Origin of the sequence: Halothece sp. PCC 7418 (assembly GCF_000317635.1) — a bacterium.
In the GTDB taxonomy this organism is placed as follows: domain Bacteria; phylum Cyanobacteriota; class Cyanobacteriia; order Cyanobacteriales; family Rubidibacteraceae; genus Halothece.
In genome coordinates, this window is the sequence record NC_019779.1 from 3,430,530 (window position 1) to 3,455,870 (window position 25,341).

The window sequence follows — 25,341 nt, forward strand, 5'->3', positions numbered from 1 at the left end:
CGTACACCCAACAAAGAAATTGCTATACTCTTGATGAGAGCCAATTTAGCACCCATTGAGAGTAAAGAATGCAGCCGACCGACCCGAGCAAGTTTACGCAACAAGCCTGGGATGTAATTGTTGATTCACAAGAAGTCGCCCGTCGCTTTAAAAATCAGGAGTTAGAAGTAGAACATCTGATGCTGACCCTATTTTCTACTGAAGGGGTCGCCAATCAAATTTTAGAAGCCAAACAAGTGGATGTGTCTCGTCTGCAACAGCAGCTAGAAGTGTTCACCAACCGCCAACGGAAATCAATGCGGGTGGAACAACTCTACTTAGGGCGAGGATTGGATCAGTTGCTCGATCGCGCGGAAAAAGCGCGACAAAGTTGGCAAGATGAGGTAATTGGGGTCGAACACCTCTTGTTAGGATTCGCAGAAGATGAACGGGTCGGGCGACGGTTACTGCGACCCTACAGCATTGATCCCCAAGATGTGGAAGCAGCGATTAAAGAATTTCGCGCCAATCGTCCGCAAACAGAAGAAAGTGCAGGAGAAGCGCAAGGGGAAGAGGAGAAGGAAAAAGAAGAAGAACAAACCCCCCTCGAAAAATACGGACGTGATTTGACGGAACAAGCTAGTGGCGGAAAACTAGACCCCGTAATTGGTCGTGATGAAGAAATTCGGCGGGTAGTCCAAGTTTTATCTCGTCGGTCTAAAAATAATCCTGTGTTAATTGGTGAACCAGGTGTGGGGAAAACCGCGATCGCGGAAGGCTTAGCGCAACGGATTGTGAATGGCGATGTCCCTGAATCGCTCAAAAATCGGCAATTAATAGCATTAGATATGGGAAGCCTCATTGCAGGGGCAAAATATCGCGGAGAATTTGAAGATCGCCTGCGGAAAGTGTTGCGGGAAGTGACCCACTCCGAGGGTCAAATCGTTCTCTTTATTGATGAATTACAAACCGTGGTTGGTACGGGTTCGGGTCAAGGGACAATGGATGCAGGGAACTTGTTAAAACCGATGCTGGCGCGAGGAGAGTTACGCTGCATTGGGGCGACCACTCTCGATGAATATCGCAAGCATATCGAAAAAGATCCTGCTTTAGAACGACGCTTTCAACAGGTTTATGTGAAGCAGCCCGATGTAGAAGCAACCGTTTCCATTTTACGCGGACTCAAGGAACGGTACGAAGTTCATCATGGGGTTAAAATTACTGACTCGGCGCTAGTGGCTGCTGCAAGTTTATCAGATCGCTACATCACAGACCGCTTTTTGCCCGATAAAGCCATTGATTTGGTGGATGAAGCAGCAGCGAAGTTAAAAATGGAGATTACTTCCAAACCGACGGAGTTAGAAAGCATTGATCGCCGTCTGATGCAGTTGCAAATGGAGAAATTGTCCTTAGAAGGGGAAGACGAGTTAGCCAGTGGCGGGAATACCAGTGCTTATCGGTCTGCAAAAGAACGCCTCGAAAAGATTGAGCAAGAAATGCAGGAATTGGAAGGGAGTCAGAAGGAACTGTCTTCGCAATGGCAATTTGAAAAACAGATGCTAGAAGAGATTAATACTCTCAAAGAAGAAGAAGATCAGTTGCGCGTACAAGTAGAACAAGCGGAACGAGAATATGACTTAGAAAAAGCAGCCCAGTTGAAGTATGGACAGTTAGAAGGCTTACAACGCCAACGGGAAGAGAAAGAAGGTAAATTACTGGAAATGCAGTCCCAAGGGCGGACTTTACTGCGAGAACAAGTCACCGAAGCTGATATTGCGGAAATTGTGGCGAAATGGACCAGTATTCCCGTTAATCGCCTGTTAGAGTCCGAACGACAAAAACTCCTCGGTTTAGAAGGCTATCTCCACGAACGGGTGATTGGTCAAAAAGAAGCGGTGGCTGCTGTTTCTGCTGCAATCAGGCGGGCGCGTGCTGGGATGAAAGATCCCGCTCGTCCCATTGGGTCTTTCCTCTTCATGGGGCCCACAGGGGTGGGAAAAACAGAATTGGCTCGCGCGATCGCGGAGTTTTTATTCGATAGTGAAGAATCCCTCATCCGCATTGATATGTCAGAGTACATGGAGAAACATTCCGTCTCTCGTCTCGTCGGTGCGCCTCCAGGTTATGTGGGCTATGAAGAAGGGGGACAACTCTCAGAACAAATCCGCCGTCGTCCCTATTCTGTCGTGCTATTGGATGAAGTGGAAAAAGCCCATCCCGATGTCTTCAACATTCTCCTCCAAGTTTTAGATGATGGACGCATTACCGACTCCCAAGGACGCACGGTAGATTTCCGCAACACCATTATTGTGATGACCAGTAATATTGGTGGTGAAGATATCCTCCAATTTGCCCAAGAAGATTCGCAATATGAACAAATGCGGAAAAAAGTCTTGCAAGCCCTACGAGAACATTTCCGCCCCGAATTTCTCAATCGCATTGATGATCTCATTATCTTCCACACCTTGCGACGCGAAGAACTCGGACGCATTATTACCATTCAACTACGACGGATTGAAAGCCTCTTATCCGAACAAAAAATCACTATTAAACTCACCGAAGCAGCCCAAGATTATTTAGTGGATGTGGGCTATGATCCCGTTTACGGGGCGCGTCCCCTCAAACGAGCGATTCAACGGGAGTTAGAAAATCCCATCGCCACGAAAATCCTCGAAATGGCATTTACCGAAGGGGATACGATTCTTGTTGATTGTGTGGATCATCAACTGGTGTTTAAGAAGGAAGAAGAGGCGCAATCGGTGGAAGTGGAAGTGATGTCTTCTTAGAAAGCGCGATCGCGTAACCCAACAAAACCATTGCTGCTGTTGGGTTTCGTTCCCTCAATCTAACCTACGGTTTGGCTCTTTTGTTTTAAAGAAATGATCAATGATTTATTAATTGAATCTGATGCTATAAATAGAAAACAAATCTAAAAGAGTAGTTATGGATTGGCAATTATTAGGATTGACCTTTGTCACCGTATTTGTGGCAGAAATTGGCGATAAAAGTCAACTCGCCGCGATCGCGCTCGGTGGTAATAGCAAGTCACCCACCGCCGTCTTCTTCGGTTGTATTGCTGCTTTATTAACGGCGAGCTTCCTAGGAGTGATGTTAGGGGGAGGCGTGGCGCAACTCCTCCCCACTCGGCTGCTTAAAGCATTAGCAGCAGTTGGCTTCACGTTACTGGCATTAAAATTATTAATCTTTGACGAAGCCGAAACCGACTAACTAATAATTTTCTTGGGGTTTCCAGGCGCGGAAACTCCAAACTAATAAGATTCCGCCCACGACAAATTTCATTAATTCCAAGCCCCAATATCCTGCGTGCAGTTCCATCATTTCCGCAGGCATGGATCGCGCTGATTCAAACCAGTTTAAATCCATTCCTAAGCCACTCATTTGAGGAGTCAGAACATAGTTACAAATCAAAGCCACGGCAAGTAATAAACTGGATAAAATAATCGACCATTGCTGTTGTTTCTTCGCAAAAACGTGATTTTTGGTGAGGACAAAAACACCACTTAAAATAATGCCTGCACAAAGTAACTCAAGATGATTAAAAATGCCAAACATCGAATAGCCAGCACTAGCAAAACCAGGTTGAGTCATCATTCCCGCTTCCATTAAAGAAGGGATAATAACGAAATCTAACACTAAACTTGCACTCAACCAGAAGCAGAGGGTTATAAACACGACCACTGACCATTGAGTGGGATTTTGCTTTTGATAAGAAATAATATCCATGGTTCTCTCCACTTCAAACAAAAAAATATATATATTCCATTTCTTAGGATAACGGTTTCAGGAGAGTGTGAGGGACAAAAAACATAAAGTATTATTGAGATTTAAAACAAAGTGCTGTAATTATTAAGTAATATGAATTGCTAAGTCTGTTTTCGTTATTTGTTCCTTGTTGTTTGTTTTTGGGTGACGGTACGGTAAAATAACGAGTCTGAATTTTTAGAATTGGTTAACAAATGGAAATAAATTGGCAAACGGTTAAGTCTTATGAAGATATCCGCTACGAGCAAATAGATGGAATCGCAAAACTCACCATTAATCGTCCCCACAAACGGAATGCCTTTCGCCCCAAAACCGTTTTTGAACTCTATGATGCGTTTGCTCGGATTCGAGAAGATACCAGCATTGGCGTTGTCTTATTAACGGGAGCAGGCCCCCACACTGATGGGAAATACGCTTTTTGTTCGGGGGGAGATCAAAGTGTTCGCGGAAAAGCAGGCTATATGGATGATGAAGGAACACCGCGCCTGAATGTTTTAGATCTGCAACGAGCGATTCGTTCCTTACCGAAAGTGGTGATTGCATTAGTGGCGGGTTATGCCATTGGTGGCGGTCATGTGCTGCATTTGGTGTGTGACTTGACCATTGCTGCGGATAATGCCATTTTTGGGCAAACAGGACCGAAAGTAGGCAGTTTTGACGGCGGGTTTGGGGCAAGCTATCTGGCGCGGATTGTGGGACAGAAAAAAGCCCGAGAAATTTGGTTTCTTTGTCGTCAATATACCGCCCAAGATGCTCTCGATATGGGCTTGGTGAATACTGTTGTCCCCGTTGAACAATTAGAAACAGAGGGCGTTAACTGGGCTAATGAAATTTTAGATAAAAGCCCTACGGCAATTCGTTGTCTGAAAGCTGCCTTTAATGCCGATTGTGATGGGCAAATGGGCTTACAGGAACTGGCGGGTAATGCCACGCTTCTCTATTACATGACCGAGGAAGGTAGCGAGGGGAAACAAGCCTTTTTAGAAAAGCGAAAACCCAATTTTCGGGATTATCCTTGGCTTCCATAAACCGCACAGAACTGTTTTGCGCTGATCAATCTGCTATGACTTATGGTTGATATTTACCATTCTCATAGCTAAAGTGTTGCGGTTGTTAATAAAAATTTACATAATGGAATCAAACACAGCTTAAAGCAAGCGCATTCATTCAAAGCAAGAGGTACTAAACTATGGTCGCCACTAGCAACCAAAATCTCATTTCTACCCCAGTTGAAGCTGTTGATACTGCCATTACTCAATTTCAACAACTCACCACTGATGATCAGCTGGCGGCACTTTGGTTCATCTACTTGCAAACTGGAAAAGCAATTACCCCTGCCGCTCCGGGTGCAGCAAGATTACAACTCGCGGAAGGGTTGCTCAACCAAGTGAAAGCAATGTCGCATCAAGAGCAACTCCAGTTCATGCGTAACCTCGTTGAGAAAGTGAACACCCCTGAAACTCGGGCTTATGGTGTTCTCAGTGCGAATACCAAACTCGCTTTCTGGTATCGTTTAGCGCAATGGATGGAAGACGGCACTGTCATTCCCATGCCTTATGGTTATCGGATGTCAGAAAAAGGAACGCAAACTCTCGCTAAAATCGAGTGGTTAGAATTTAACCAGCAAATCACGATCTTACGTCGCATTGTCGTTGATATGGGCGTTGATCCTCTCGCCTAGTTTCGCATCGCTTCGGGATGTCAGCATGGCTTCTAAACTGGCATCCCCTATCAGTTACCAGTGATCAGTGACCAGTGACCAGTTATAGCGCTACGGATTCACGTTAGGACAAAAGTTATGGTCTTAAAAACCGATACTGTCACACGACCACCAAAACAAGATGTCCTAACCTCGTTGCGTACTTCTATATCAAATAACCAAGAACCAAGAACCAAGAACCAATAACAAATAACAAATAACAAATTATGTCTATTGCTTCTCCTTCTCGCCAGCCCATTACCATTTCAGGACTTAAGCATGGGCTGGTTGAACAGTATTTTCAAACCTTAAATGCACAAGACTTTAATAACACTGCTGGTTTATTTGCCCGAGATGGAGAATTACATCCGCCGTTAGAAGAGCCAGTTGTTGGCAACAGCGCGATCGCGCAATACTTGGCTCAAGAAGCAATGGGCATGACCTTAGTTCCCCAAAAAGGGACAATCGCCCGAGAAGACCAAGGAGAATTAGACATCCGCATCCAAGGTTACGTTAAAACCTCTCTATTTACCGTTAACGTGGCTTGGCAATTTTTGATTAACGCTGACAACCAATTTCAAATTGTGGTTGTGAAATTACTCGCTTCTTGGGAAGAATTGGCGCAGATTCAACGTTAAACTAAGCAACGGCTGTGGTTTGCCAAGATGCTTCTAATTGGGTACGACCTAATAATAAATCTTTTTGGGAGCATTGCCAGTCGGGATGGGCTGACATCAGCAAGCTATCGAGGCTTTCTTGATCAAACAGATGCCAAACGGGTGCGCCCTCAAGATTACCTTCATAAGCATAGCAATTGCTGCTAATACAAATAATTTTTCCACTTTGGTCGCTGTTTCCGAGTAACAGGGTTTCTCCAGACTTAAGCGCACGGAAACGGCGCATGACTTGCTTAAACTCGTCAAAGGAAGCAGCCGTTAAACCAGCAAGGGTGATGATCTGAGATTGATCCCCATTAACTGCAATCCAATAATTTCTTAACGGATCAATGCCTTCTAACCAAGGAATCTGATCGTCGAGTTGATAGCGAGGGATAACAGTGAATCGTGGATACATAAGCCTAACCTTTGAATAACAGCTTAGTTAATCGTTTGTCGTAAACGTTTCTACTGTTCTACAAGATAGGAAAAACCTTAGAAGTGAGCCACATAACTTAATAAAACTTATCACTAAATTCAGGTTCACTAATCTCGACAATCGAGTCAAGCCTGAAATGAGTGGATTTGAAAGCTATAATGCTAAGTTGATGCGATATGAACTTTTATTAAGCATCGTTATAAAACGCAAAATAAATATTAAAGATGATGTTGTAGTGTCATTTACTCTCATTCGATGAGGAATAAGGAATAGGCTGTTATCCTAAATCTTGGTACGCTGTACTAAACATCTTTTAAAATCCGTAACAATATATGGACTTCTATGGACTTTACAAGTAATCTTTCTGCTCAACTCAACGCAGGGTTAATTCTTCCAGAGGGAATTATTATTATTACCCTTCTCATTGTTCTCGTTGGTGATTTAATTGTGGGACGGAGTGCTGCGAGGGTGCTGCCTTATATTGGCATTGGCGGTTTACTCGCTTCTCTGGTTGCCCTTTATTTCCAGTGGGATAGTGAAAACCCGATCGCGCTGTTAGGGAGTTTTAGCGCGGATGACCTCAGCATTGTCTTTCGGGGGGTGATTGCCCTTTCCACGGCTGTAACGATTTTAATGTCGATTCGCTATGTGGAACAAACGGGATCGGCCCTTTCTGAGTTTATTACAATTATGCTCACAGCCACGGTGGGGGCGATGTTCCTTTCTGGTGCAAATGAACTGGTGATGATTTTTGTCGCCTTAGAAACCCTCAGTATTTCGTCTTATTTAATGACGGGATACATGAAACGGGATTCTCGTTCTAATGAAGCTGCTTTAAAATATTTGTTAATTGGTGCAGCCAGTTCCGCCGTCTTTTTATATGGATCTTCCCTTCTTTACGGACTGTCTGGGGGAGAAACTAGCTTACCGAAAATTGCAGCAGGAATTGCTCAAACTGAAGGCGGAGAACTCACCAGCGCGATCGCGCTTGTCTTTATGATTGCAGGAATTGCCTTTAAAATTTCCGCAGTTCCCTTCCACCAATGGACACCCGACGTTTATGAAGGATCGCCCACTCCCGTCGTTGCCTTTTTATCGGTGGGTTCAAAAGCTGCGGGATTTGCCCTTGCGATTCGTTTATTAGTCGTCGCCTTTCCCCTTGAACAACCGCAATGGCGTTTAATCTTTACTGCCCTTGCCATCTTAAGTATGATTTTAGGGAATGCGGTGGCTCTTGCTCAAACCAGCATGAAACGGCTTCTAGCCTATTCCTCCATTGGTCAAGCTGGATTTATCATGATTGGCATGGTGGCAGCGACAGAAGCAGGATATGCCAGCATGATTTTCTATTTACTGGTTTATCTGTTTATGAACCTGGGCGCGTTTACGGGGATTATTCTCTTCTCTCTCCGCACAGGAACGGATCAAATTACGGAATATGCAGGCTTATATCAAAAAGATCCCCTGTTGACCCTTGGTTTAAGCATTTGCTTACTCTCTTTAGGAGGAATTCCCCCATTAGCAGGATTTTTCGGTAAAATTTACCTATTTTGGGCAGGTTGGCAAGCGGGTTTATATGGTCTTGTCATCTTAGGACTGGTTACCAGTGTTATCTCCATTTACTACTACATCCGCGTGGTAAAAATGATGGTCGTGAAAGAACCCCAAGAAATGTCCGAAGCCATCCAAAATTATCCTACAATCCGTTGGAACTTACCCGGAATGCGTCCCTTGCAAGTGGGTCTCGTGTTCTCTCTCGTTGTCACCTCCTTAGCTGGAATTTTATCGAATCCTCTGTTCTCCATTGCCAATGCGTCCGTTACCAACACACCGATTTTGAATGCGGAAACAGAAGTTTTAGAGGAAGCAAACGCCGAGAATCCTCAAATCTCTCTGGCTGATGTCGCTGCACCTGTTAATCTAGACAAATAACAATTTTCTGGTCTCCGATTGGGGAATGCAGTTTGAGATGGCTGTATTCCCTCTGATTTTTTCTAGAATATTTTTATAGCCTTTCTGGGTCTGTTGAAGGATTAAGTGTAACTGCTATAGCTTGTCTCGTCCCTGATCTTTAATTTATCTTTTGATGTTGGTATGGTTTATCCCCTCTACGTCGCCTTTGTTTGGCATCAGCACCAACCGCTTTATTACTCCTCACCAGGGGAATATCACCTACCTTGGGTTCGACTACACGGGACAAAAGACTATCTCGATCTGATTTTATTGCTACAGCGTTATCCGAAACTGCATCAAACGGTTAACTTAGTTCCCACGTTAATCCGTCAACTGGAAGATTATGCGGAAGGAAACGCTCGCGATCCTTATCTGAACCTCACGTTAACCCCAGAGAATCATTTAGATCGCAAAAAACGACAATATATCATCGATCATTTTTTTGATGCCAATTATCGGACGCTCATTGATCCGCATCCCCGCTACCGAGACTTGTATCAACAACGGAAAGATCATGGTCCAGTTTGGTGTTTACACAATTGGACAAAACAAGACTATAGCGACCTTCTCGCCTGGCATAATTTAGCTTGGATTGATCCGCTATTTTGGAGTGACCCCGACATTTCCCGTTGGTTGGAAAAAGGAAGAGGTTTCACCTTAGAAGATCGTCAACAGATTTGCGCGAAACAGCAAGAGATTATTCGTCAAATTTTGCCCCAACATAAACGGATGCAAGCCGAAGGACAACTCGAACTCATTACCAGTCCTTATACCCATCCCATTCTTCCTTTACTTGCAGATACCAACGTCGCTAAAATTGCAGTTCCCGATATTATCCTCCCCGAACATCGTTTTACTTGGAAACAAGACATCTCTCCTCATTTAGAAAAAGCCAAAGCCATCTATCAATCAGAATTTGACTGTTTTCCATTGGGATTATGGCCCTCAGAACAAGCGATTAGTCCACAAGTGCTTTCGGATATTGCATCGGCGGGGTTTAAATGGTTTTGTTCTGATGAAGCGATTTTAGGTTGGACGCTGAATCATTTTTTCCATCGCAATGAAGGGGGAACGCTTTATGCACCAGAGTTGTTGTATCAACCCTATCGTCTTCCTACGCCTCATGGAGATTTAAACGTTGTTTTTCGGGATCATCGCTTATCGGATTTAATTGGCTTCACATATAGTAAACTGTCAGCAAAAACCGCTGCTGATGACTTTATTGATCGTTTAAGCGCGATCGCGCAACGGTTAGGCGATCCCATCGAACAACCGTGGTTAGTCACTATTGCTTTAGATGGCGAAAATTGTTGGGAACAATATCATCAGGATGGAAAACCCTTCTTAGAAGCCCTGTATCAACGCCTCAGCGATCATTCTGGGATTGAATTAGTCACTGTATCCGAATTTCTCGAACAATATCCCCCCACTGCAATTTTACCCAGCAATCAACTCCATAGCGGATCATGGGTCGATGGCGACTTGACCACTTGGATCGGCGATCCAGTAAAAAATCGCGCTTGGGATTTACTCAATGCAGCCAGAGAAACCCTTGCTAAACATCCCGAAGCAACAGAAGAAGCCTGGGAAGCCCTTTATGCAGCAGAAGGATCAGACTGGTTTTGGTGGTTTGGAGAAGGACATTCTTCTAATCAAGATGCTATTTTCGATCAACTGTTTCGTGATCATCTCTCAAAGATTTATCAAGCCTTAAATCTTCCCATTCCAGATGACTTAAAACGCCCCTTAGAATCTCACCAACGTAAACAATCGCATCCCCCTCTCAGTTTTATTCACCCCTTTATTGATGGGATTGCGGATGAACAAGATTGGGATAAAGCAGGACGGATTGATATTGCAACCAGTGGCGCAATGCACCAGAATAGCGATGTTAAACGGTTATGGTACGGCTTAGATCATCTCAATTTTTATTTCCGATTGGATTTCAAAAGAGGCGGACAACCTGGAACCAACTTACCGCCAGAATTACATTTATTTTGGTTTTATCCAGGGGTAACACTATTAAATAGTCCGCTTCCGTTGCAGAATGTCCCGCAACATCCTCCCCTCAATTATTTATATCATCATCATTTGGGGATTAATTTAGTGGAAGAAATTGTTTGGTTAGAAGAAGCCACAGACAATCATCGCTGGTTTGGTCGTCGCACCCGAGCAAAATTTCATTTTAATGATTGTTTAGAATTATCAGTTCCTTGGGAAGATTTAGGAATGTCGCCAGATATTTTTCTGAATATTATTGCGGTATTCAGCGATCGCGCTCAGTTTCGGAGTTATCTCCCAGAAAAAGAGTTTGTGGTTTTGCAAATTCCTTAGAGGATTAGTCATTGGTCATTAATAAAGTTTTGCAAACGGGCAACAGATCGGATGCCTCGCCAATGGTATAATAGGTAGCAAAATATACGGTAAAATGAATCCACTTGAATTTGGATCGTTGAATAGAATTAATCTTACATGGTAGCTTCACAAACCACACCTGATACCTTATCAGACCTTGCTCAACAAACGAAAAACGCAGCCCAACAACTGGCTGTTTTATCGACACAACAACGAAATCAGGCTTTAAGCGCGATCGCGCAAGCCCTCGGGGATCACCAAGATGAAATTGTGGCAGCGAACGCTACAGACTGCACACAAGCGAAACAAGATGGCATTCCCGAAGCCCTACAAGCAAGATTAAAGCTGGATCAGACTAAATTAGAAAGCGCGATCGCGGGGGTGAAAGATGTGGCAAAACTCCCAGACCCCATTGGCGCAACGCAAATTGATCGCGAACTTGATACAGGCTTAACTCTGAAGCGTCTCAGTTGTCCTGTCGGGGTTCTCGGTATCATTTTTGAAGCCCGTCCCGATGCCCTCATTCAAATTACAAGCCTCGCGATTAAGTCTGGAAATGGGGTGATTTTGAAGGGGGGAAAAGAAGCCCTCAACTCTTGTCAAACCCTAACTAAAGTGATTCATGAGGCGTTAGCGCAAACAGATGTCCCGCCAGAGGTTGTGCAACTGCTGACGACTCGCGGAGAGATTCAAGAACTGTTGTCTTTAGACCAGTATGTTGATTTAATTATCCCGAGAGGCTCTAATTCCTTTGTACGCTTCATTCAAGAAAACACCAGCATTCCTGTATTAGGTCATGCCGATGGCATTTGTCATATTTATGTTGATGAAGCGGTTAATCTTGAGCAAGCGGTGACGATTACAGTGGACTCAAAAACCCAGTATCCAGCTGCGTGTAATGCAGTGGAAACCCTGCTTGTACATCGTGCCATTGCGCCGAAGTTTCTGCCAAAACTAGAACCCGCCCTAACCGAGAAAGGGGTGACTTTACGCGGGGATGAAGCCACTCGTCAAATCTTACCGCAAATTGAAACTGCCACAACAGAAGACTGGTCAACAGAGTACGGAGGGTTAGTTTTAGCGGTGAAAGTCGTGGATAGTGCAGAAGCAGCCATGGCGCACATCAGTACCTATGGGTCTCGACATACGGAAGCGATTCTGACGGAAAATGCACAACTCGCTCAAACTTTCCTCAATCAAGTGGATGCTGCTGGGGTATTCCATAATTGTTCTACGCGCTTCTCCGATGGCTTCCGTTATGGCTTTGGTGCAGAAGTGGGAATTAGTACCCAGAAAATGCCACCGCGCGGTCCCGTGGGCTTAGAAGGGTTAGTGACTTATAAGTATCAGGTGACTGGCGATGGACATCTTGCAGAAACTTATAGCGGGGAAAATCCGAAACCCTTTACTCACAAAGACCTCTGATTGATTCACGCTAAGGTATGACCAAGTTTTAAGCCGAGGAGAATCTATTATATTCAGTCAAAACAAAACCCACGCTCATTAACCAAGCCTCATCATAAATTCTTTGAGGGTTTCCACAACGTCAGGGATGATTTGATGTTCCATCGCAAACTCCTGATAGGTGACGTTAACCCCAAGCTGTTCTAGTGTATCTCGGGCTTTTTGCGCTGCACTAAGGGGAACAACGGGATCTTGTATCCCATGAACAATTAGAGTGGGGGGAGCCTGAGCAGTCCCTTTTGGTTCAGCGTGGAGATAGCCTGATAAGGAACATAACCCAGCAAAGGGAAAGGAAAAGCCAACATCTAAGGTCATCGCACCGCCTTGAGAAAAGCCAATGAGAAACGTTTTTTGGGGAGGAACCCTGGTGCTAGTTTCTAGAGAACTCAACCAATCGGTTAACACTTGACGACTGTGGTTTAAGCCTTCTTCATCTCTCTGTTGTAAGTCGTACCACATTTTCCCCCCTGGTACTTGCGGGTGATCAAAGGGGGCATTGGGAAACATCATCTGAGTATTGTTCCAATCTAACACTGGGGCTAAGTTGGCTAAGTCTTGAGCGTTTGATCCCCAGCCATGCAACGCGATTAACAGATATTCTGGGGTTTCGGTTTGTGCAGGAATTATAATCGGGTCTAAGGTCATCATTTTGCTGGGTTGTTATAGCAGGTTTCCTCTCATGAGGTTTTGTTCTTGGTATGGAGACGTTCCATGGAATGTCTGTACATTAGTCTTATTTTATTGGGTAGTGAGTAGTGGGTAGTTTTTCTTCTTCTTTACTATCCACTGATAACTGGTCACTGTCCTCAACCGATTAAGAAACGCTATCGATAACTTTTGGGCACCAGGTAAAGAAAGACGTACCACCACAATAAAATCCCCAGAATAACGGGAAGGGTAAGCCACCACCAATGGGTCACGAACCAAGTCATTGTGGGGAGCGCAATTCCTGTTAAGATAATTGACCAAGGCTGACACCACCAAGGCTTTTGTTGCCAGATTGAAACATTTGTTGTTTGTTTTGTCATTTCAATGAGAAATTATTAAGGGTTATGCTACCGCAAGAGCGCATTATTGTTCCGTTGGATGTTCCTGATTTAGAAAGCGCGATCGCGCTGGTCGAAAAACTTCCCGATGTCACCTTTTGGAAGGTGGGATTAGAATTATTTGTCAGCGCGGGAACATCTATCCTAGATTATCTCAAAGAACAAGAGAAACGCATTTTTCTGGACCTGAAATTCCACGATATTCCCAATACGATCGCGGGGGCGTGTCGTTCTGCTATGGGGTATGATGTGGATTTACTAACCCTCCATGCTACAGCAGGAAAACAAGCCTTAGAAGCAGCAGCAGACGCAAAAAAAAGCCTCAATGCAAGCACAAAATTAGTGGCGGTGACGCTGTTAACCAGTATTAACGCCCGAGAATTAGCGTTAGAGTTAAAAGTTCCCCTCGAACTCCCAGAATATGCCCTACAAATGGCAGTTTTAGCCCAAGAAGCAGGCTTAGACGGGGCAGTTTGTTCTCCTCAAGAAGCGAGTGAGTTACGGCGGGTTTGTGGGGATAATTTTTGGTTAGTTTGTCCTGGGGTTCGCCCTAGTTTTTCTCAAACTGGCGATCAAAAACGAGTCATGACTCCCAAAGAAGCGATTCAAGCTGGGGCAGATTATTTAGTGATTGGTCGTCCCATTACTGGGGTCGAAAATCCTGAAATGGCATGGCAACAAATTTGTCAGGAGATGGTCAATTGATCCGTTCTTTTTTGATAGGGTTAGGCAGTGCAATCATTGTCTTTTTTCCGTTACCGATCGAAGCGCAATCCAGTTGTCCTAAAACTATTACCTCTCTCACAGAAAGTCTTTTAAATGACTTACCAGGATATGCGAATCGTGTCATTCAACGCAGCAGATTCCCTTCTCGGAATCAAGCTAATTCTACCTACATTATTTCCGCAGGAAAACCAGAGTTTAATCCTTTAACGGCAAACCTTTCGGGAGACTATACCCCCGCTTTTCCTCAAACGAATAATGAACAAGTTGCACAAGTTTTTTTTACCACTTTAGAACGACAATATGGTGATAAAAACGTCTATTCCATACAAAACTATCACTGGTTATTTTTAACTACAACCGAACAAGGATGGTATCTGGTGACGCTGTATTCTCGCTTTGGTTTACCCGATAAAACTCATCCCCCAACCCCTCCTCAAGAAACGAGTGAGGGAATTATTGGTAAGGCGATTCAACTTTGGCTACGAGATTGTCGGTTTCATCATTGAAGTTGTTTTTTAGCTGTTTGCCATAACGTTTCTAACTCCTCTAAAGAATATTCACTAAGAGAACGTTCCGCTAAATCTTCCATGATACTTAAGCGTTGCACAAACCGTTGATTCGTTCCATGTAAGGCTTCTGAGGGATCAAAACCATACCAACGAGCAATATTAACTAAGGTAAATAATAAATCTCCTAATTCTGACTCTTGATGCTTGACATTATTCGTTTTTAGTGCTTCCTTAAACTCAGATAATTCTTCTTCAAACTTATCCCAAATTCCTTCTACTGTTTCCCATTCAAAACCTAGCTTTGCTGCTTTACTTGAAATTTTCGTACTGGCAAAAAGTGGGGGCAAAGTTTCGGTATATTTCTGAAATTTATAACTCAGTTTCTCAATTTGTTGGGGATGATATCCTTTTTCTTTTGCTTTGATGGCTTCCCAATTTTTCCTCACTTCTGCTGCGTCTTCCACTTCCACATCCCCAAAAACATGAGGATGACGACGAATGAGTTTATCTGTAATTCCTTGGGCGATTTCTTCTAGGGTAAAATCTCCATTTTCAGACGCAATTTGAGCTTGTAAAACCACTTGCAGTAAAAAATCCCCCAATTCTTCCACAATTTCTTCTTGGTTTTCACTGCGGATGGCAGCAGCCACTTCATAGGCTTCTTCGATAATATAAGGAACAAGCGTTTGCTGAGTTTGGGCTAAATCCCATGGACATCCTTCTTGCGGCGATCGCAGCTTTGCAACCACCTCAATGAGATCATTTAATGCTTTTAAAATTGATTCTTTGGCAACCGTTTCCATTTGATTCATTGTTTTGATGTTATTATTTTTAATTACGATCTAAGCTGACTGCACCTGCACCTGTATAAATTAATAAGAGCAATCCGCCAATTAAGCCTAAGTTTTTGAAGAAAGCAATTGATTCTTCAGAGTCAACCCAAACGGGATGAAAAACTAGAGTAGTCGGGATCAGAAAAATAATCAGAATCACTGCTCCCCATTTCACCTTCAAACCTAATAATAACGAAATTGCTCCAATTACTTGAAACACAATATTTCCCAGAAGCAATACACTCGGACTCGGTAATCCCATCTCTGCCATTCTAGCTTGCGTTTCGCTGAAGGTGGTGAAATTACCCAACGCGCCATTGAAGAAAATTAAACACAAACAAATCCGACCAAGAAGAGGCAGATAATTCATTACTAATACTATTTAACTTGTTATTGTACTTTCAAAAAAATAAGATTCTAACCTTTTTCCCAATCATACTGTGTTGAGCCTGAACACTGTGCGGGATCGCTTTACTCCCCCAACCCCAAAGGTAGTTTCATTTTCATTTTGGTCAATCTCTGATTAGAGCCTGAGAACGCCGTGGAAGTTAGCGATCGCGGTTAATCAACCATCATTTCTACCAATAGGTAAAGAACGGATGCGAATGCGAGTTTCTTCAAACACTACCACGCTCCCCTTTAAAAGTGCCTTTTCAATTGTTGGCAAATTAGCCAATAACAAATTTACCTGCCTTTTGGGTTGCCGATTTGTACCACGACGAAAGAGTATAAACGAAGGAAAACACTCCTCTCGTAAGGCAAGTAACGTACCAAAGTCAGTATCAGCAGAAACAATAATCCGTTCACTTGATGCAGCCAGGGCAAACAGTTCTGTGTCCTCAGCACCCTGCATTTGTAGTTCACGAACATGAATAGCATCATAACCTGCCTCTTGTAGCCCTTGAGCAACTAATACAGATAGAGCATTGTCAATCAAGAACTTCATTCCATCACCAAGGGTAACTCTTGTTCTTGTAAGGCTACTGTTGCATAGCGTAGAGCTTCTTCAATATCTGCCTTTTCCAAGTCAGGGTAAGCTTCTAAAATTTCGGCTTCACTCATTCCATCTGCAAACATCCCAACAATGGTAGCTACTGGAATCCTTAAAGATCGGATACAAGGAACACCTCCCATTTGATTAGGATTAATAGTAATTCGTCTAAATTTCATAGCATCATGCTGAAGGTGATTAGAAAGTTGCTCGTTTTGATTTTATCAATATATCATCGTCAAATACTTTGCTGCACTAGAAAACCGAGATTTAGGCATTGTTAAATCCCAAGGTTATTACTGATGTTTTGATTGAAATGCGTAACAGCTTATCCCAAATAACAAGGAACGAAGAACCAAGAACAAAAATTTATAAAGTACATTATAAGTCTAATCATTGCTAGATTTTTATCCCATATCTAAGGGATCAACATCAATATTTAAGCTCACACCTTTCGGACATAAACGATATAAACTCATTAAATCAGGGATATCATTTTCTGTGCTTTCAGAGGGAAACTTTAATAAAATTTGCCAACGATACCGACGAGCAATTCTCATCACACTGGCGGGTGCAGGACCGAGAATTTCATAGGAATTATTCCCACTCATTTCTCGACAAACATCAGCTAACATGATCGCAGTTTGTTGAACTTCTAATGCGTCTAAACCGCTTAAATTCAGTAAAATCAGTTTCCCATAAGGGGGATAATTATAAGCATACCGATTTTCTAATTCTGCTTGGGCAAATCGTAAATAATCATGAGTCCGTAGCGCTTCAATTACAGCATGATCAGGGGAATAGGTTTGAATAATCACTTGTCCTGGTTCATTTCCTCGTCCTGCGCGTCCCGCCACTTGCGCGAGGGTTTGAAACGCGCGTTCGGCTGCCATATAATCAGAACGGTGCAGCACGCCATCCGCAGAAACTACAGCAACGAGGGTTACTTGTTCAATATCCAGTCCTTTGGTTAACATCTGCGTTCCCACTAACAAGTCCGCTTCTTGATTCGTAAATTGCTTTAATAGGGAACGGTGTGCGCCTTTAGTACGGGTGGTGTCGCTATCAAAACGGATCGCGCGGAGGTCTGGAAATTCTTGTTCTAACGCCTGTTTCACGCGCTGCGTCCCCGTACCAAAATGTTTCAAGTAAGGAGAGCTACAAGCGGGACATTGTGGGGGTTGCAGTTGAGTATGGTTACAGTAATGACAGCGTAAGGTTTGCGTTCCCCCTTCGTGGGTGTAGTGATAAGACAAGGAGACATCACAATGGGGACATTCGATGACATAGCCACAACTGCGACAAGAAACAAAGGTACTATGTCCGCGACGGGGAATGAAGAGAATCCCTTGTTTTCCTTCGGTTTTGAGATTACGGAGTGCGGTTTGTAAGGGGTCACTGAAAATAGACCGATTTCCCTGTTGTAATTCTTTCCGCATATCCACAACGGAAATCGGCGGAAGGGGACGAGAATGAATGCGTTCGGGAAGAGAGAGATAGCGGTGTTGGGAAGAAGGATTGGTTTGGGTTTTCCAGGTTTCGAGAGAAGGGGTTGCTGATCCGAGGATTAACGGACAGTTTTCGAGTTTGGCGCGCCATTTTGCCACAGTACGCGCATGATATGTGGGGAGACGCTGAGTTTGTTTGAAACTGCTGTCATGTTCTTCATCCAGGATAATCAATCCCAGATGGGGAAGCGGTGAAAAAATTGCCGATCGCGTTCCGATAACAACTTGCGGTTCACCACTCAGCATTTGTCGCCAGGTATCATATCTTTCTCCTGTTGAGAGTCCACTGTGATAAATACACACTTGCGATCCGAATCTTGCTCTGGCGCGATCGCACAATTGAGGGGTGAGACCAATTTCGGGAACGAGAATTAATGCGGAATAGCCTGATTGTAATAACGGCGCGATCGCCTGTAGATAAACTTCTGTTTTCCCTGATCCTGTGACCCCATGTAAAAGAACTTCTGTAAATTCATTTAATGCGGTAATTGTATTGAGGGCGAATTGTTGGGCGGAATTTAATGCTTTCGCTTGATCCGCTTGTTGATCGGGAGTTTCTGCAAAGCGGAGTCTTTCTTGGTCTTGAATCACCGCACAGCCCTTTTTTTCTAATGCAGAAACCGTACTAGAAGTGGTATTACACAAGCGCAAAAGTTCCGTTAACCATAACTCTCCCCCTTGACGACGTAGCATCTCTAAAACTTCTCGCTGACGAGGGGTTAACTCAGGAGAGTCTCCCACCAGTAAAACTGCTTTTTGTCGTTTTGGACGAGAGGGTTGCGGATGTTGCAGATAACTTTCCACCCAACCGCGTCGCATTAACTCATTGATTCCCCGTTGCGCCCCTTTAATTTGGCTGCGGAGATAGACTGCACTATAGTCTCCAGCCTTTTGCGATTGTAATAAGTTTAGAACTTGCAGCGCGATCGCGCTACAAAAATTTTCTACGCCTTCTGGAATCAAATCTCGCTGAAGAGAAATCCGTAATTGTGATTTTCCTAGAAGACCAGGGGGTAAAGCGGTGCGAATAACAGAGAGTAAAGGGGTACAGTAATACTCAGCAATTTGTTCTAGCAATTCCCAATAGCGAGGCGGAAACAGGCTTTCACTGACTACTGTTTCCACTTCTCGAATTTGCTTTTCACTCAAATGAGACGGAAGAGAAGATAAGAAACGAATCACAATTGCGCCGACTGTCTGACTTTGTAAGGGAACATTGACAATATCTCCCGCTTGAATCGTTAAATCAGGGGGAAGGCGATAGGTTAATAGTCCTTCGATGTCTGGACAATCGACCAATACTTCCACCCATTGCGGGGATGGGATTTGAGAATCATAGCGACCTTTGGGGGTGCTGACAGTAGGGACAACAGGAGACTGTAACATTGAGTGATGCTAGCGTGAGACTAACTCTAGAATTATAGCGTTGCCATCCCTCGCTGAACTTTCAATGATATTCTCAACCGAAGCCAACTCACTCAGTTTTGAAGACGATTTAGCCCCTAATGATGGAACCGATTCTTGTTATGAGTTAGTGGCTGGAAAATTACAATTAATGAATCCCCCAACTGTCCTCCATTTGCTGGTTATTGAACTCTCCACGGATTAAAATCGCGTGGATTCCAATCGAAACGCTTTAATCGTTCTTCCATAGGGTTGATTTTTCAATTTCCTCTGTTCCCACCGTCTTAACATCGCGCTATAATTATACTAATTCGGAGTCGTTATGAGTTTAATTAAAAGATGAGTAATCCAAGTGTAGAAAACTTAGTCATTATTGGATCGGGACCAGCTGGTTATACTGCGGGAGTTTATGCTGCACGAGCAAACCTGAAACCAGTGATGTTTGAAGGCTTCCAAGCGGGTGGAGTTCCTGGTGGACAGTTAATGACTACGACTGATGTGGAAAACTATCCTGGATTCCCTGAAGGGATTACTGGACCGAAGCTGATGCAAGATATGAGAGCGCAAGCCGAGCGTTGGGGAACCGAAATTTATACAGAAGATGTGATTTATGCTGACTTAAAACAACGTCCTTTTACGATCCGCTCTCAAGAAAGAGAAGTAAAAGCTCACAGCGTAATTATTGCTACGGGTGCAAATGCGAAACGGTTACATCTCCCCAACGAAGACAAGTTCTGGAATATGGGGATTTCCGCTTGTGCCATTTGTGATGGGGCAAATCCGATGTTCAAAGGAAATGATGTCGTTGTGATTGGGGGGGGTGACTCCGCAGCCGAAGAGGCGGTTTATGTAACTAAATATTGCGATATGGTGCATTTATTAGTCCGTCGCGATCAACTTCGGGCGAGCAAAGCAATGCAAGATCGCGTCCTCAATCATCCAAAAGTGACCGTCCATTGGAATACAGAAGCAGTTGATGTCTATGGACAAGAAGGCGGTTTCTTGGAAGGGGTGAAGATTATTAATAATCAAACAGGAGAACAAAGTAATTTACCAGCACGAGGTCTATTTTACGCGATCGGGCACACTCCCAATACCCAGTTATTCCAAGGACAACTAGATTTAGATGATGTCGGTTATATCATCACCCAACCAGATTCTGTGGAAACCAGTCTGGAAGGGGTTTATGCAGCAGGTGATGTACAAGATCATGAGTTTCGACAAGCGATCACTGCAGCTGGAACTGGTTGTCAAGCAGCAATGCTCGCCGAACGCTGGTTATCTGCGAATGAATTAGCAACTGAATATCATCAAGACACAAGCGGAGAAGCCACCTCAGAAACAACAAGTCATCAGGAAGAAGATAAGCCAGTTGCGGATACGGAAGAAACCTTTGATATTAATCAAACCCGCCATTATGGTGGCTATGCACTGCGTAAATTATTCCACGAAAGCGATCGCGTGCTGGTTGTTAAATATGTTGGACCTAACTGCGGACTCTGTGCCACTCTAGCTCCCATTTTAGACGGTGTCATTGATGAATATGAGGACAAAGTTCATTTTGTTGAAATTGACATCGCTGATGAACCAGAGATTGCTGAAAATGCAATGGTCACTGGTACGCCAACAGTACAATTCTTCTGCAACAAAGAAATTGTGGATCAACTGCGGGGTGTAAAACAAAAAAGCGAATATCGGCAACGCATTGAACAATATCTTCCACAAACGGTGAGTGCTCAATAGGAAGAGAACACAAATAGAGGGGAGGGATCAGAGACTTTATCACTTCTCTTTCCCCTTGATCCTGTTTCCTAAATGAATCCCGAATTTGATAGCATCAACAATAATACGATTTAAACCCAGTTGATTGAGTCATCAATGTCCAAAACAGTACGCTTAACGCAGTCCACCGATGCTTCAGCCCTGACCCTTCTCGGTACTCCCCATTCCGATGAATCAGCAAGTGATGTCCCCATTGATCTTGCAGTAGGACTTCACTTGAGTGCAGGGACGTTTCCTCTTGGAGGGGGAAAAGTAAAATATGGGTTTACTGGCGGAACGTTGAAAATTGATCTCAGGGCTGCCCATTTTACTCATTTTTCCGAAGAGATGCAGCATCATCTCCCCATCACTAAATTTCCGACGATGACTCACCCCACTTGGAAATTTGCCTTACCCGCAGGCTTGAATGTTCTGGAAATTGATGTGGAAAGCATCTTACTGGGAAGTCTTACCCCAACGGCGGAAAACTGGTCTGTTGATGCGAGCTTAACAATCGGCAAATCTGAACTTTTGATTACTGAAGTCGAAGGACTATGGCGACATGATCTGCGCCCGAATAAACAAGCGATTCTCCATCGTAAAATTGCTTTGTTTCTATTAGAGAACTATCTGCCCTCACCGCTCATTTCCATACAAATGGATGCCTCCGTAACGAAGGAAAAAACATCACCAACGACAACTGAAACCTCGGGTTTACTGAGCACGATTGAGGATTTGATTGATGCTGAAAGCAACGACTTCCTCGAACTGTGTGAAATTGCAGATCTTAATCCTCGTCTTGATTTTGCTGGGGCAAACTTACGGGGAACAACCCTCAGAGGACTCGATTTAAATGGCGCGAATTGGTCGCGGGTGAACTTACGCGGTGCGGAATTGACCGATGCTGATTTGTCTCAAGGTAATTTACAAGGGGCAAAACTCAGTGGGGCTGACTTATCGGGGGCTTATTTGAGTAATGCTAATCTGAAAAATTCTGACTTCCATCGCGCCAGTCTGGCGTTAGCAAATCTAAGTGGGGCAAATTTAGAAGGGGCAAATTTACAGGAAGCCAATTTAAGTCAAGCCAACCTTAATGATTGCAATTTAGAAGGGGCAAAATTTGATGATTGACCCTCCCACGGAAGACTAATCTTGCTGATGCAGGATTTCACTACCTTCGACCCAACCTACTCATTTTTCCCCTTGATCATTGGCAGACCAAGGATGGGAAAGGAGTGATTGAAAATTCATTTAGGATTGCTATCAGGTGGGAATTGCCCACCCGACTGCATTGATGATTAATTTTCAGAATTCTCTGGTTGTGGTGCGGGTTCGGTATTTAAGGGCTGGATATTAACAATTTTGCCACCCATGCGATTAATTCGGCGCATCTGTTCATTCATCCGACTATAAGGAACGGTGAAAAAGACGCTACCACTTTTACGAATGGCATAAGATTGCTTATCGGACTCACTACTTTGGCGCATTCCTTCGACTTCAATACGATACATCCGACTAGCCGAGGTGTTGGGAGTAGAAACTGTGGTTTGACCGTACATAATCGTAAAACTCCTATTGAGGGTGATAAATTTTAAAGCGGTGATAGCAGGGTTAAGAGATCATCTTTTCCTTACCATCACCGTGAATTTAAGCCGTTTTTTTAAAGTTAGCGTTGTCCGCTTTTAAGCGGGTCTCACACTGACTACTTTACCGCCCTGACGGACAATTTGTTGCAAGCGTTGAGATAGCTGATCGTAAGGGACTAAATAAGCATTGTTGCTATAACGGATGACAGGACGGATTTTTCGCCCAATTTGTCCGCTCACTTCCACACGATACATTCTTGCGCTTTGATTACCCACACCGCCAAAGGCAGTTTTTGGCGTGCGAGATGTTCCTTCTTCCGTACTGGTAGAAGGTTGAACGATGGTTGAGGCTTCGTTTTTAGCGAGTTCCCAAGTTAAGCGCGGTTCTTTTCCGCCAGCTTGAGCGCGATCGCTGCTCCCATAGCCCCGATACAATTGGAACATCCGAGTAAAGTTAGTGGTTCTTGCCCCTAAACCGACTTGGAAACCGGTGTAGTAGGGAACAATATCTTCCCCGAACTTACTCACATATTCTTCGCTATCAAGGTAGGAATCAATTTCAGCATCAACGCCTTTCTCTTCACACAATTGTGTGTGATAAGCCCATTCATCTTCGTCATACGGAGGACGACCCAGCAGATGCTTAAAGTTTAATTCCACAAATCGCTGGTTGGAATTGGGATAGAAAAATTTTTCTTTGTATAAATCGGATTTCGCGATCGCGCGGACTAATCCCCGAACGGTCAAGTTACCTTGACGTAATAAAGATTCCGCAGAAATGAGGCGTTCTGACTCCATGACATAGTCATTGCCTAACACCTGACGATACACCGCACGAATCACAGACTGTAACTCATCTTCACTGGTATTCCAGCGTAATTCTACTGGATCGCCATCAAAAGATTCTAAACCTAAACGTCCCGCCACAGCGAGGTTAGAAGCAACTAAAGTTTTCATAAATTAACACCCTCCCCAAGGGATTTTTCGCAGCAAGTTATTTGGGTGAATATGCTATGACAAAGCCCGGAAAAATTCACAAATGCTAACACGGAGTTTTGACATTTCCAGTCAAAGATTACGCATTCCTAAACGGAAAGCGCCTGCTTTGACCGTTGGTCAACATTCGCTCACTCTTCCGGGCGAACACCATGAACAATTAGCTCAGGGCGTTGATTGCGTAGTCGATATAGGTGTTGGCTTCGTTAGCAGCTTGACCGCTTAAGCCATGATTCGCTTTGATGTGCTTGAGTGCTTCAATGTACCAAGAAGGAGATAATTCAAAGGTACGGTTGATTTCATCTAAGCCAGCGATGAGATACTCATCCATGGGGCCTGTACCGCCAGCGATGAGGCAGTAAGTCACCATGCGGAGATAGTGTCCAATGTCACGAGCGCATTTGTCTTTACCGCGCTGATCATGAGCGTATTGAGGTCCCTGCATTTGGGTTGTGTAAGGGAATTTTTGGTAAACCGCGTTAGCAGCACCATTGATTAAGTCGTTGGATTTTTGAGTCAGTCCACGAGCAGCTTCCATGCTGGCGATCGCGCGTTCAAAACGACCATTGGCAGCTTGGAGTTCAGTATTTCCTAAGAAACGTCCTTGGCTATCAGCAGCAGCAATCGCTTCGGTGATTGGAGTTTTCATTTTGGTTTTCTCTTCCTAACGTTAACAACAGAGTTTACAAAAAAGATTTAAGCTATACGAAAGATCCCAATTTGGGAGCTAGACAAACCAGACTAGGCAACCGCAGCAGCAGCGCGATCGAAGTAGCTCGCCACTTCGGACATTAACTGGCTGCAATCCCCTTGAGTGATGCCGTTGGGGTCGTTGGCGAGACGAACTGCTTCTTCTTTCATTTTTTGAACGCCAGCAGCAACGGATGCACCGGGAACACCAAGAGCTTGGTAAGTTTCACGGAGTCCATTTAAGCAACGATCTTCGAGGACACTGGCATCACCTGCGAGAGTGGCATAAGTAACGTAACGGAGGATGATTTCCATGTCACGTAAGCAAGCAGCCATGCGACGGTTAGTGTAAGCGTTTCCGCCCGGTTGAACCAGTTGGGGTTGCTCTGCAAATAAACCCCGAGCAGCGTTGGTGACGATGCTAGCGCTGTTGCTAGTCATGCGGTTAACGGTATCTAAACGTTTGTTTCCGTCTTGAACCATTTGGCTGAGGGCATCGAGTTGCTCGGTGCTTAGGAATTCACCACGGCTATCAGCTTGGGAAACAACACGGCTAAATGCGTCGAACATTGTTTTTCAGTCTCCTTGATCGATGATGTTGACTACGGACTAGGGTTACTTTAACTGATTGGCTCTCAGACAAGTGTAAAGAATTATGAGAATCTTTCTCGGTTGAGATGAGAAACATGATACTTTTCTCAGTTCATCTTGCCCTTTGCCTTTCAGCTTTGTTTTAAACCCTTCTTGGTAAATTTATACACCCTATTTCCTGATTTTTGTATTACAGTATGTTAAGATTGTTACCGTTAATTTGAAAAACAAAAAGAAAGTTAAATTTTTATAAACGGGTCAATGAAATCGAAGGGTTTGTGATACGACTAAATCCACTTGTGGTTTAACTTTCCTTAACATATCTGGCAGTGATGAACAGCTTTTGCGAAAATCAAGGCTAGTAAGGCAATC

General features: G+C 44.0%; 26 protein-coding genes. 13 read left to right on the forward strand and 13 right to left on the reverse strand.

Annotated elements, in window-relative coordinates; genetic code table 11:
• Positions 1 to 68 precede the first annotated feature (68 nt).
• Positions 69 to 2,765 (forward strand): ATP-dependent chaperone ClpB, encoded by a 2,697-nt coding sequence (gene clpB, locus PCC7418_RS15735; RefSeq protein WP_015227177.1) that lies wholly within the window; start codon positions 69 to 71, stop codon positions 2,763 to 2,765.
• Positions 2,766 to 2,922: 157 nt separating this feature from the next.
• Complete coding sequence (locus PCC7418_RS15740; protein WP_015227178.1) at positions 2,923 to 3,207, forward strand: TMEM165/GDT1 family protein; 285 nt, start codon at positions 2,923 to 2,925, stop codon at positions 3,205 to 3,207.
• Here the strand turns inward: PCC7418_RS15740 and PCC7418_RS15745 are convergent, their stop codons facing one another.
• Positions 3,208 to 3,723 (reverse strand): DUF4149 domain-containing protein, encoded by a 516-nt coding sequence (locus PCC7418_RS15745; protein WP_015227179.1) that lies wholly within the window; start codon positions 3,721 to 3,723, stop codon positions 3,208 to 3,210.
• A 233-nt stretch (positions 3,724 to 3,956) separates the two neighbouring features.
• On the opposite strand from PCC7418_RS15745, the gene menB reads away from it, so the two are divergent.
• From menB to PCC7418_RS15760, 3 genes are all read left to right on the forward strand, one after another.
• Positions 3,957 to 4,790, forward strand: a complete 834-nt coding sequence (menB, locus tag PCC7418_RS15750; protein ID WP_015227180.1) for a 1,4-dihydroxy-2-naphthoyl-CoA synthase — start codon at positions 3,957 to 3,959, stop codon at positions 4,788 to 4,790.
• Between the two features lie 161 nt (positions 4,791 to 4,951).
• Positions 4,952 to 5,443: an orange carotenoid protein N-terminal domain-containing protein gene (locus tag PCC7418_RS15755; protein WP_015227181.1), complete on the forward strand. Its 492-nt coding sequence runs from the start codon at positions 4,952 to 4,954 to the stop codon at positions 5,441 to 5,443.
• A 245-nt stretch (positions 5,444 to 5,688) separates the two neighbouring features.
• A complete protein-coding gene (locus PCC7418_RS15760; RefSeq protein WP_015227182.1) occupies positions 5,689 to 6,099 on the forward strand; it encodes a nuclear transport factor 2 family protein in 411 nt (136 codons plus the stop codon).
• A gap of 1 nt (position 6,100) precedes the next feature.
• Here PCC7418_RS15760 and PCC7418_RS15765 read toward each other — a convergent pair whose 3' ends face one another.
• On the reverse strand, positions 6,101 to 6,535 hold the full coding sequence (locus PCC7418_RS15765) for a hypothetical protein (RefSeq protein WP_015227183.1): 435 nt from the start codon (positions 6,533 to 6,535) through the stop codon (positions 6,101 to 6,103).
• 363 nt (positions 6,536 to 6,898) lie between these two features.
• Here PCC7418_RS15765 and PCC7418_RS15770 point away from each other — a divergent pair, with 363 nt between their 5' ends.
• The 3 genes from PCC7418_RS15770 to PCC7418_RS15780 all read left to right on the forward strand — a co-directional run bounded on the left by PCC7418_RS15770 (position 6,899) and on the right by PCC7418_RS15780 (position 12,289).
• Positions 6,899 to 8,488: an NAD(P)H-quinone oxidoreductase subunit N gene (locus tag PCC7418_RS15770; RefSeq protein WP_015227184.1), complete on the forward strand. Its 1,590-nt coding sequence runs from the start codon at positions 6,899 to 6,901 to the stop codon at positions 8,486 to 8,488.
• Between the two features lie 162 nt (positions 8,489 to 8,650).
• On the forward strand, positions 8,651 to 10,843 hold the full coding sequence (locus PCC7418_RS15775) for a glycoside hydrolase (RefSeq protein ID WP_015227185.1): 2,193 nt from the start codon (positions 8,651 to 8,653) through the stop codon (positions 10,841 to 10,843).
• A 138-nt stretch (positions 10,844 to 10,981) separates the two neighbouring features.
• Positions 10,982 to 12,289, forward strand: a complete 1,308-nt coding sequence (locus tag PCC7418_RS15780; RefSeq protein ID WP_015227186.1) for a glutamate-5-semialdehyde dehydrogenase — start codon at positions 10,982 to 10,984, stop codon at positions 12,287 to 12,289.
• 78 nt (positions 12,290 to 12,367) lie between these two features.
• Here PCC7418_RS15780 and PCC7418_RS15785 read toward each other — a convergent pair whose 3' ends face one another.
• Positions 12,368 to 12,976, reverse strand: a complete 609-nt coding sequence (locus PCC7418_RS15785) for an alpha/beta hydrolase (RefSeq protein WP_015227187.1) — start codon at positions 12,974 to 12,976, stop codon at positions 12,368 to 12,370.
• A 176-nt stretch (positions 12,977 to 13,152) separates the two neighbouring features.
• Complete coding sequence (locus PCC7418_RS15790) at positions 13,153 to 13,356, reverse strand: DUF6737 family protein (protein WP_015227188.1); 204 nt, start codon at positions 13,354 to 13,356, stop codon at positions 13,153 to 13,155.
• A 24-nt stretch (positions 13,357 to 13,380) separates the two neighbouring features.
• On the opposite strand from PCC7418_RS15790, the gene pyrF reads away from it, so the two are divergent.
• Both pyrF and PCC7418_RS15800 read left to right on the forward strand, forming a co-directional pair.
• A complete protein-coding gene (pyrF, locus tag PCC7418_RS15795) occupies positions 13,381 to 14,079 on the forward strand; it encodes an orotidine-5'-phosphate decarboxylase (protein WP_015227189.1) in 699 nt (232 codons plus the stop codon).
• Positions 14,046 to 14,606 (forward strand): hypothetical protein, encoded by a 561-nt coding sequence (locus tag PCC7418_RS15800; RefSeq protein ID WP_015227190.1) that lies wholly within the window; start codon positions 14,046 to 14,048, stop codon positions 14,604 to 14,606. Before pyrF ends, PCC7418_RS15800 begins: the two co-directional genes overlap by 34 nt.
• On the opposite strand, the gene mazG is transcribed toward PCC7418_RS15800, so the two are convergent.
• From mazG to priA, 5 genes are all read right to left on the reverse strand, one after another.
• Positions 14,600 to 15,421 carry a nucleoside triphosphate pyrophosphohydrolase gene (gene mazG, locus PCC7418_RS15805; protein WP_015227191.1) on the reverse strand — a complete coding sequence of 274 codons (822 nt, stop codon included), beginning with the start codon at positions 15,419 to 15,421 and terminating at the stop codon, positions 14,600 to 14,602. The two genes, PCC7418_RS15800 and mazG, sit on opposite strands and share 7 nt — an antisense overlap.
• A 19-nt stretch (positions 15,422 to 15,440) precedes the next feature.
• Positions 15,441 to 15,812, reverse strand: coding sequence for a DoxX family protein (locus tag PCC7418_RS15810; RefSeq protein ID WP_015227192.1), 372 nt, complete (start codon positions 15,810 to 15,812; stop codon positions 15,441 to 15,443).
• A 195-nt stretch (positions 15,813 to 16,007) separates the two neighbouring features.
• Positions 16,008 to 16,388 carry a DUF5615 family PIN-like protein gene (locus PCC7418_RS15815; protein ID WP_015227193.1) on the reverse strand — a complete coding sequence of 127 codons (381 nt, stop codon included), beginning with the start codon at positions 16,386 to 16,388 and terminating at the stop codon, positions 16,008 to 16,010.
• Positions 16,385 to 16,612, reverse strand: a complete 228-nt coding sequence (locus tag PCC7418_RS15820) for a DUF433 domain-containing protein (RefSeq protein ID WP_015227194.1) — start codon at positions 16,610 to 16,612, stop codon at positions 16,385 to 16,387. Before PCC7418_RS15820 ends, PCC7418_RS15815 begins: the two co-directional genes overlap by 4 nt.
• A 228-nt stretch (positions 16,613 to 16,840) precedes the next feature.
• A complete protein-coding gene (gene priA / locus PCC7418_RS15825; RefSeq protein WP_015227195.1) occupies positions 16,841 to 19,327 on the reverse strand; it encodes a primosomal protein N' in 2,487 nt (828 codons plus the stop codon).
• Positions 19,328 to 19,391: 64 nt separating this feature from the next.
• Here priA and PCC7418_RS20665 point away from each other — a divergent pair, with 64 nt between their 5' ends.
• From PCC7418_RS20665 to PCC7418_RS15835, 3 genes are all read left to right on the forward strand, one after another.
• Positions 19,392 to 19,550 (forward strand): hypothetical protein, encoded by a 159-nt coding sequence (locus tag PCC7418_RS20665; RefSeq protein WP_015227196.1) that lies wholly within the window; start codon positions 19,392 to 19,394, stop codon positions 19,548 to 19,550.
• Positions 19,551 to 19,684: 134 nt separating this feature from the next.
• Positions 19,685 to 21,088 (forward strand): thioredoxin-disulfide reductase, encoded by a 1,404-nt coding sequence (gene trxB / locus PCC7418_RS15830; protein ID WP_015227197.1) that lies wholly within the window; start codon positions 19,685 to 19,687, stop codon positions 21,086 to 21,088.
• A gap of 135 nt (positions 21,089 to 21,223) precedes the next feature.
• A complete protein-coding gene (locus tag PCC7418_RS15835; RefSeq protein ID WP_015227198.1) occupies positions 21,224 to 22,237 on the forward strand; it encodes a pentapeptide repeat-containing protein in 1,014 nt (337 codons plus the stop codon).
• A 167-nt stretch (positions 22,238 to 22,404) separates the two neighbouring features.
• On the opposite strand, the gene PCC7418_RS15840 is transcribed toward PCC7418_RS15835, so the two are convergent.
• The 4 genes from PCC7418_RS15840 to PCC7418_RS15855 form a co-directional block, all read right to left on the reverse strand.
• Positions 22,405 to 22,665 (reverse strand): phycobilisome linker polypeptide, encoded by a 261-nt coding sequence (locus PCC7418_RS15840; protein WP_015227199.1) that lies wholly within the window; start codon positions 22,663 to 22,665, stop codon positions 22,405 to 22,407.
• 123 nt (positions 22,666 to 22,788) lie between these two features.
• The gene (locus tag PCC7418_RS15845; RefSeq protein ID WP_015227200.1) at positions 22,789 to 23,649 is read right to left on the reverse strand and encodes a phycobilisome linker polypeptide; all 861 of its coding nucleotides are present in this window, start codon (positions 23,647 to 23,649) and stop codon (positions 22,789 to 22,791) included.
• A gap of 199 nt (positions 23,650 to 23,848) precedes the next feature.
• Complete coding sequence (cpcA, locus tag PCC7418_RS15850) at positions 23,849 to 24,337, reverse strand: phycocyanin subunit alpha (RefSeq protein WP_015227201.1); 489 nt, start codon at positions 24,335 to 24,337, stop codon at positions 23,849 to 23,851.
• Positions 24,338 to 24,429: 92 nt separating this feature from the next.
• On the reverse strand, positions 24,430 to 24,948 hold the full coding sequence (locus tag PCC7418_RS15855) for a phycocyanin subunit beta (protein ID WP_015227202.1): 519 nt from the start codon (positions 24,946 to 24,948) through the stop codon (positions 24,430 to 24,432).
• Positions 24,949 to 25,341: the final 393 nt, after the last annotated feature.

What these genes read in the sequence shown, in the direction of transcription:
- PCC7418_RS15855 (WP_015227202.1), bottom strand. Translation starts at nt 24,948, where the DNA reads ATGTTCGACGCATTTAGCCGTGTTGTTTCCCAAGCTGATAGCCGTGGT.
- mazG (WP_015227191.1), bottom strand. Translation starts at nt 15,421, where the DNA reads ATGAATCAAATGGAAACGGTTGCCAAAGAATCAATTTTAAAAGCATTA.
- PCC7418_RS15745 (WP_015227179.1), bottom strand. Translation starts at nt 3,723, where the DNA reads ATGGATATTATTTCTTATCAAAAGCAAAATCCCACTCAATGGTCAGTG.
- PCC7418_RS15800 (WP_015227190.1), top strand. Translation starts at nt 14,046, where the DNA reads ATGGCAACAAATTTGTCAGGAGATGGTCAATTGATCCGTTCTTTTTTG.
- pyrF (WP_015227189.1), top strand. Translation starts at nt 13,381, where the DNA reads ATGCTACCGCAAGAGCGCATTATTGTTCCGTTGGATGTTCCTGATTTA.
- PCC7418_RS15760 (WP_015227182.1), top strand. Translation starts at nt 5,689, where the DNA reads ATGTCTATTGCTTCTCCTTCTCGCCAGCCCATTACCATTTCAGGACTT.
- PCC7418_RS15815 (WP_015227193.1), bottom strand. Translation starts at nt 16,388, where the DNA reads ATGAAGTTCTTGATTGACAATGCTCTATCTGTATTAGTTGCTCAAGGG.
- PCC7418_RS20665 (WP_015227196.1), top strand. Translation starts at nt 19,392, where the DNA reads ATGATATTCTCAACCGAAGCCAACTCACTCAGTTTTGAAGACGATTTA.
- menB (WP_015227180.1), top strand. Translation starts at nt 3,957, where the DNA reads ATGGAAATAAATTGGCAAACGGTTAAGTCTTATGAAGATATCCGCTAC.
- PCC7418_RS15755 (WP_015227181.1), top strand. Translation starts at nt 4,952, where the DNA reads ATGGTCGCCACTAGCAACCAAAATCTCATTTCTACCCCAGTTGAAGCT.
- PCC7418_RS15765 (WP_015227183.1), bottom strand. Translation starts at nt 6,535, where the DNA reads ATGTATCCACGATTCACTGTTATCCCTCGCTATCAACTCGACGATCAG.
- priA (WP_015227195.1), bottom strand. Translation starts at nt 19,327, where the DNA reads ATGTTACAGTCTCCTGTTGTCCCTACTGTCAGCACCCCCAAAGGTCGC.
- PCC7418_RS15810 (WP_015227192.1), bottom strand. Translation starts at nt 15,812, where the DNA reads ATGAATTATCTGCCTCTTCTTGGTCGGATTTGTTTGTGTTTAATTTTC.
- trxB (WP_015227197.1), top strand. Translation starts at nt 19,685, where the DNA reads ATGAGTAATCCAAGTGTAGAAAACTTAGTCATTATTGGATCGGGACCA.
- PCC7418_RS15790 (WP_015227188.1), bottom strand. Translation starts at nt 13,356, where the DNA reads ATGACAAAACAAACAACAAATGTTTCAATCTGGCAACAAAAGCCTTGG.
- PCC7418_RS15740 (WP_015227178.1), top strand. Translation starts at nt 2,923, where the DNA reads ATGGATTGGCAATTATTAGGATTGACCTTTGTCACCGTATTTGTGGCA.
- PCC7418_RS15780 (WP_015227186.1), top strand. Translation starts at nt 10,982, where the DNA reads ATGGTAGCTTCACAAACCACACCTGATACCTTATCAGACCTTGCTCAA.
- PCC7418_RS15845 (WP_015227200.1), bottom strand. Translation starts at nt 23,649, where the DNA reads ATGAAAACTTTAGTTGCTTCTAACCTCGCTGTGGCGGGACGTTTAGGT.
- PCC7418_RS15835 (WP_015227198.1), top strand. Translation starts at nt 21,224, where the DNA reads ATGTCCAAAACAGTACGCTTAACGCAGTCCACCGATGCTTCAGCCCTG.
- PCC7418_RS15840 (WP_015227199.1), bottom strand. Translation starts at nt 22,665, where the DNA reads ATGTACGGTCAAACCACAGTTTCTACTCCCAACACCTCGGCTAGTCGG.
- PCC7418_RS15775 (WP_015227185.1), top strand. Translation starts at nt 8,651, where the DNA reads ATGGTTTATCCCCTCTACGTCGCCTTTGTTTGGCATCAGCACCAACCG.
- PCC7418_RS15770 (WP_015227184.1), top strand. Translation starts at nt 6,899, where the DNA reads ATGGACTTTACAAGTAATCTTTCTGCTCAACTCAACGCAGGGTTAATT.
- clpB (WP_015227177.1), top strand. Translation starts at nt 69, where the DNA reads ATGCAGCCGACCGACCCGAGCAAGTTTACGCAACAAGCCTGGGATGTA.
- PCC7418_RS15820 (WP_015227194.1), bottom strand. Translation starts at nt 16,612, where the DNA reads ATGAAATTTAGACGAATTACTATTAATCCTAATCAAATGGGAGGTGTT.
- cpcA (WP_015227201.1), bottom strand. Translation starts at nt 24,337, where the DNA reads ATGAAAACTCCAATCACCGAAGCGATTGCTGCTGCTGATAGCCAAGGA.
- PCC7418_RS15785 (WP_015227187.1), bottom strand. Translation starts at nt 12,976, where the DNA reads ATGATGACCTTAGACCCGATTATAATTCCTGCACAAACCGAAACCCCA.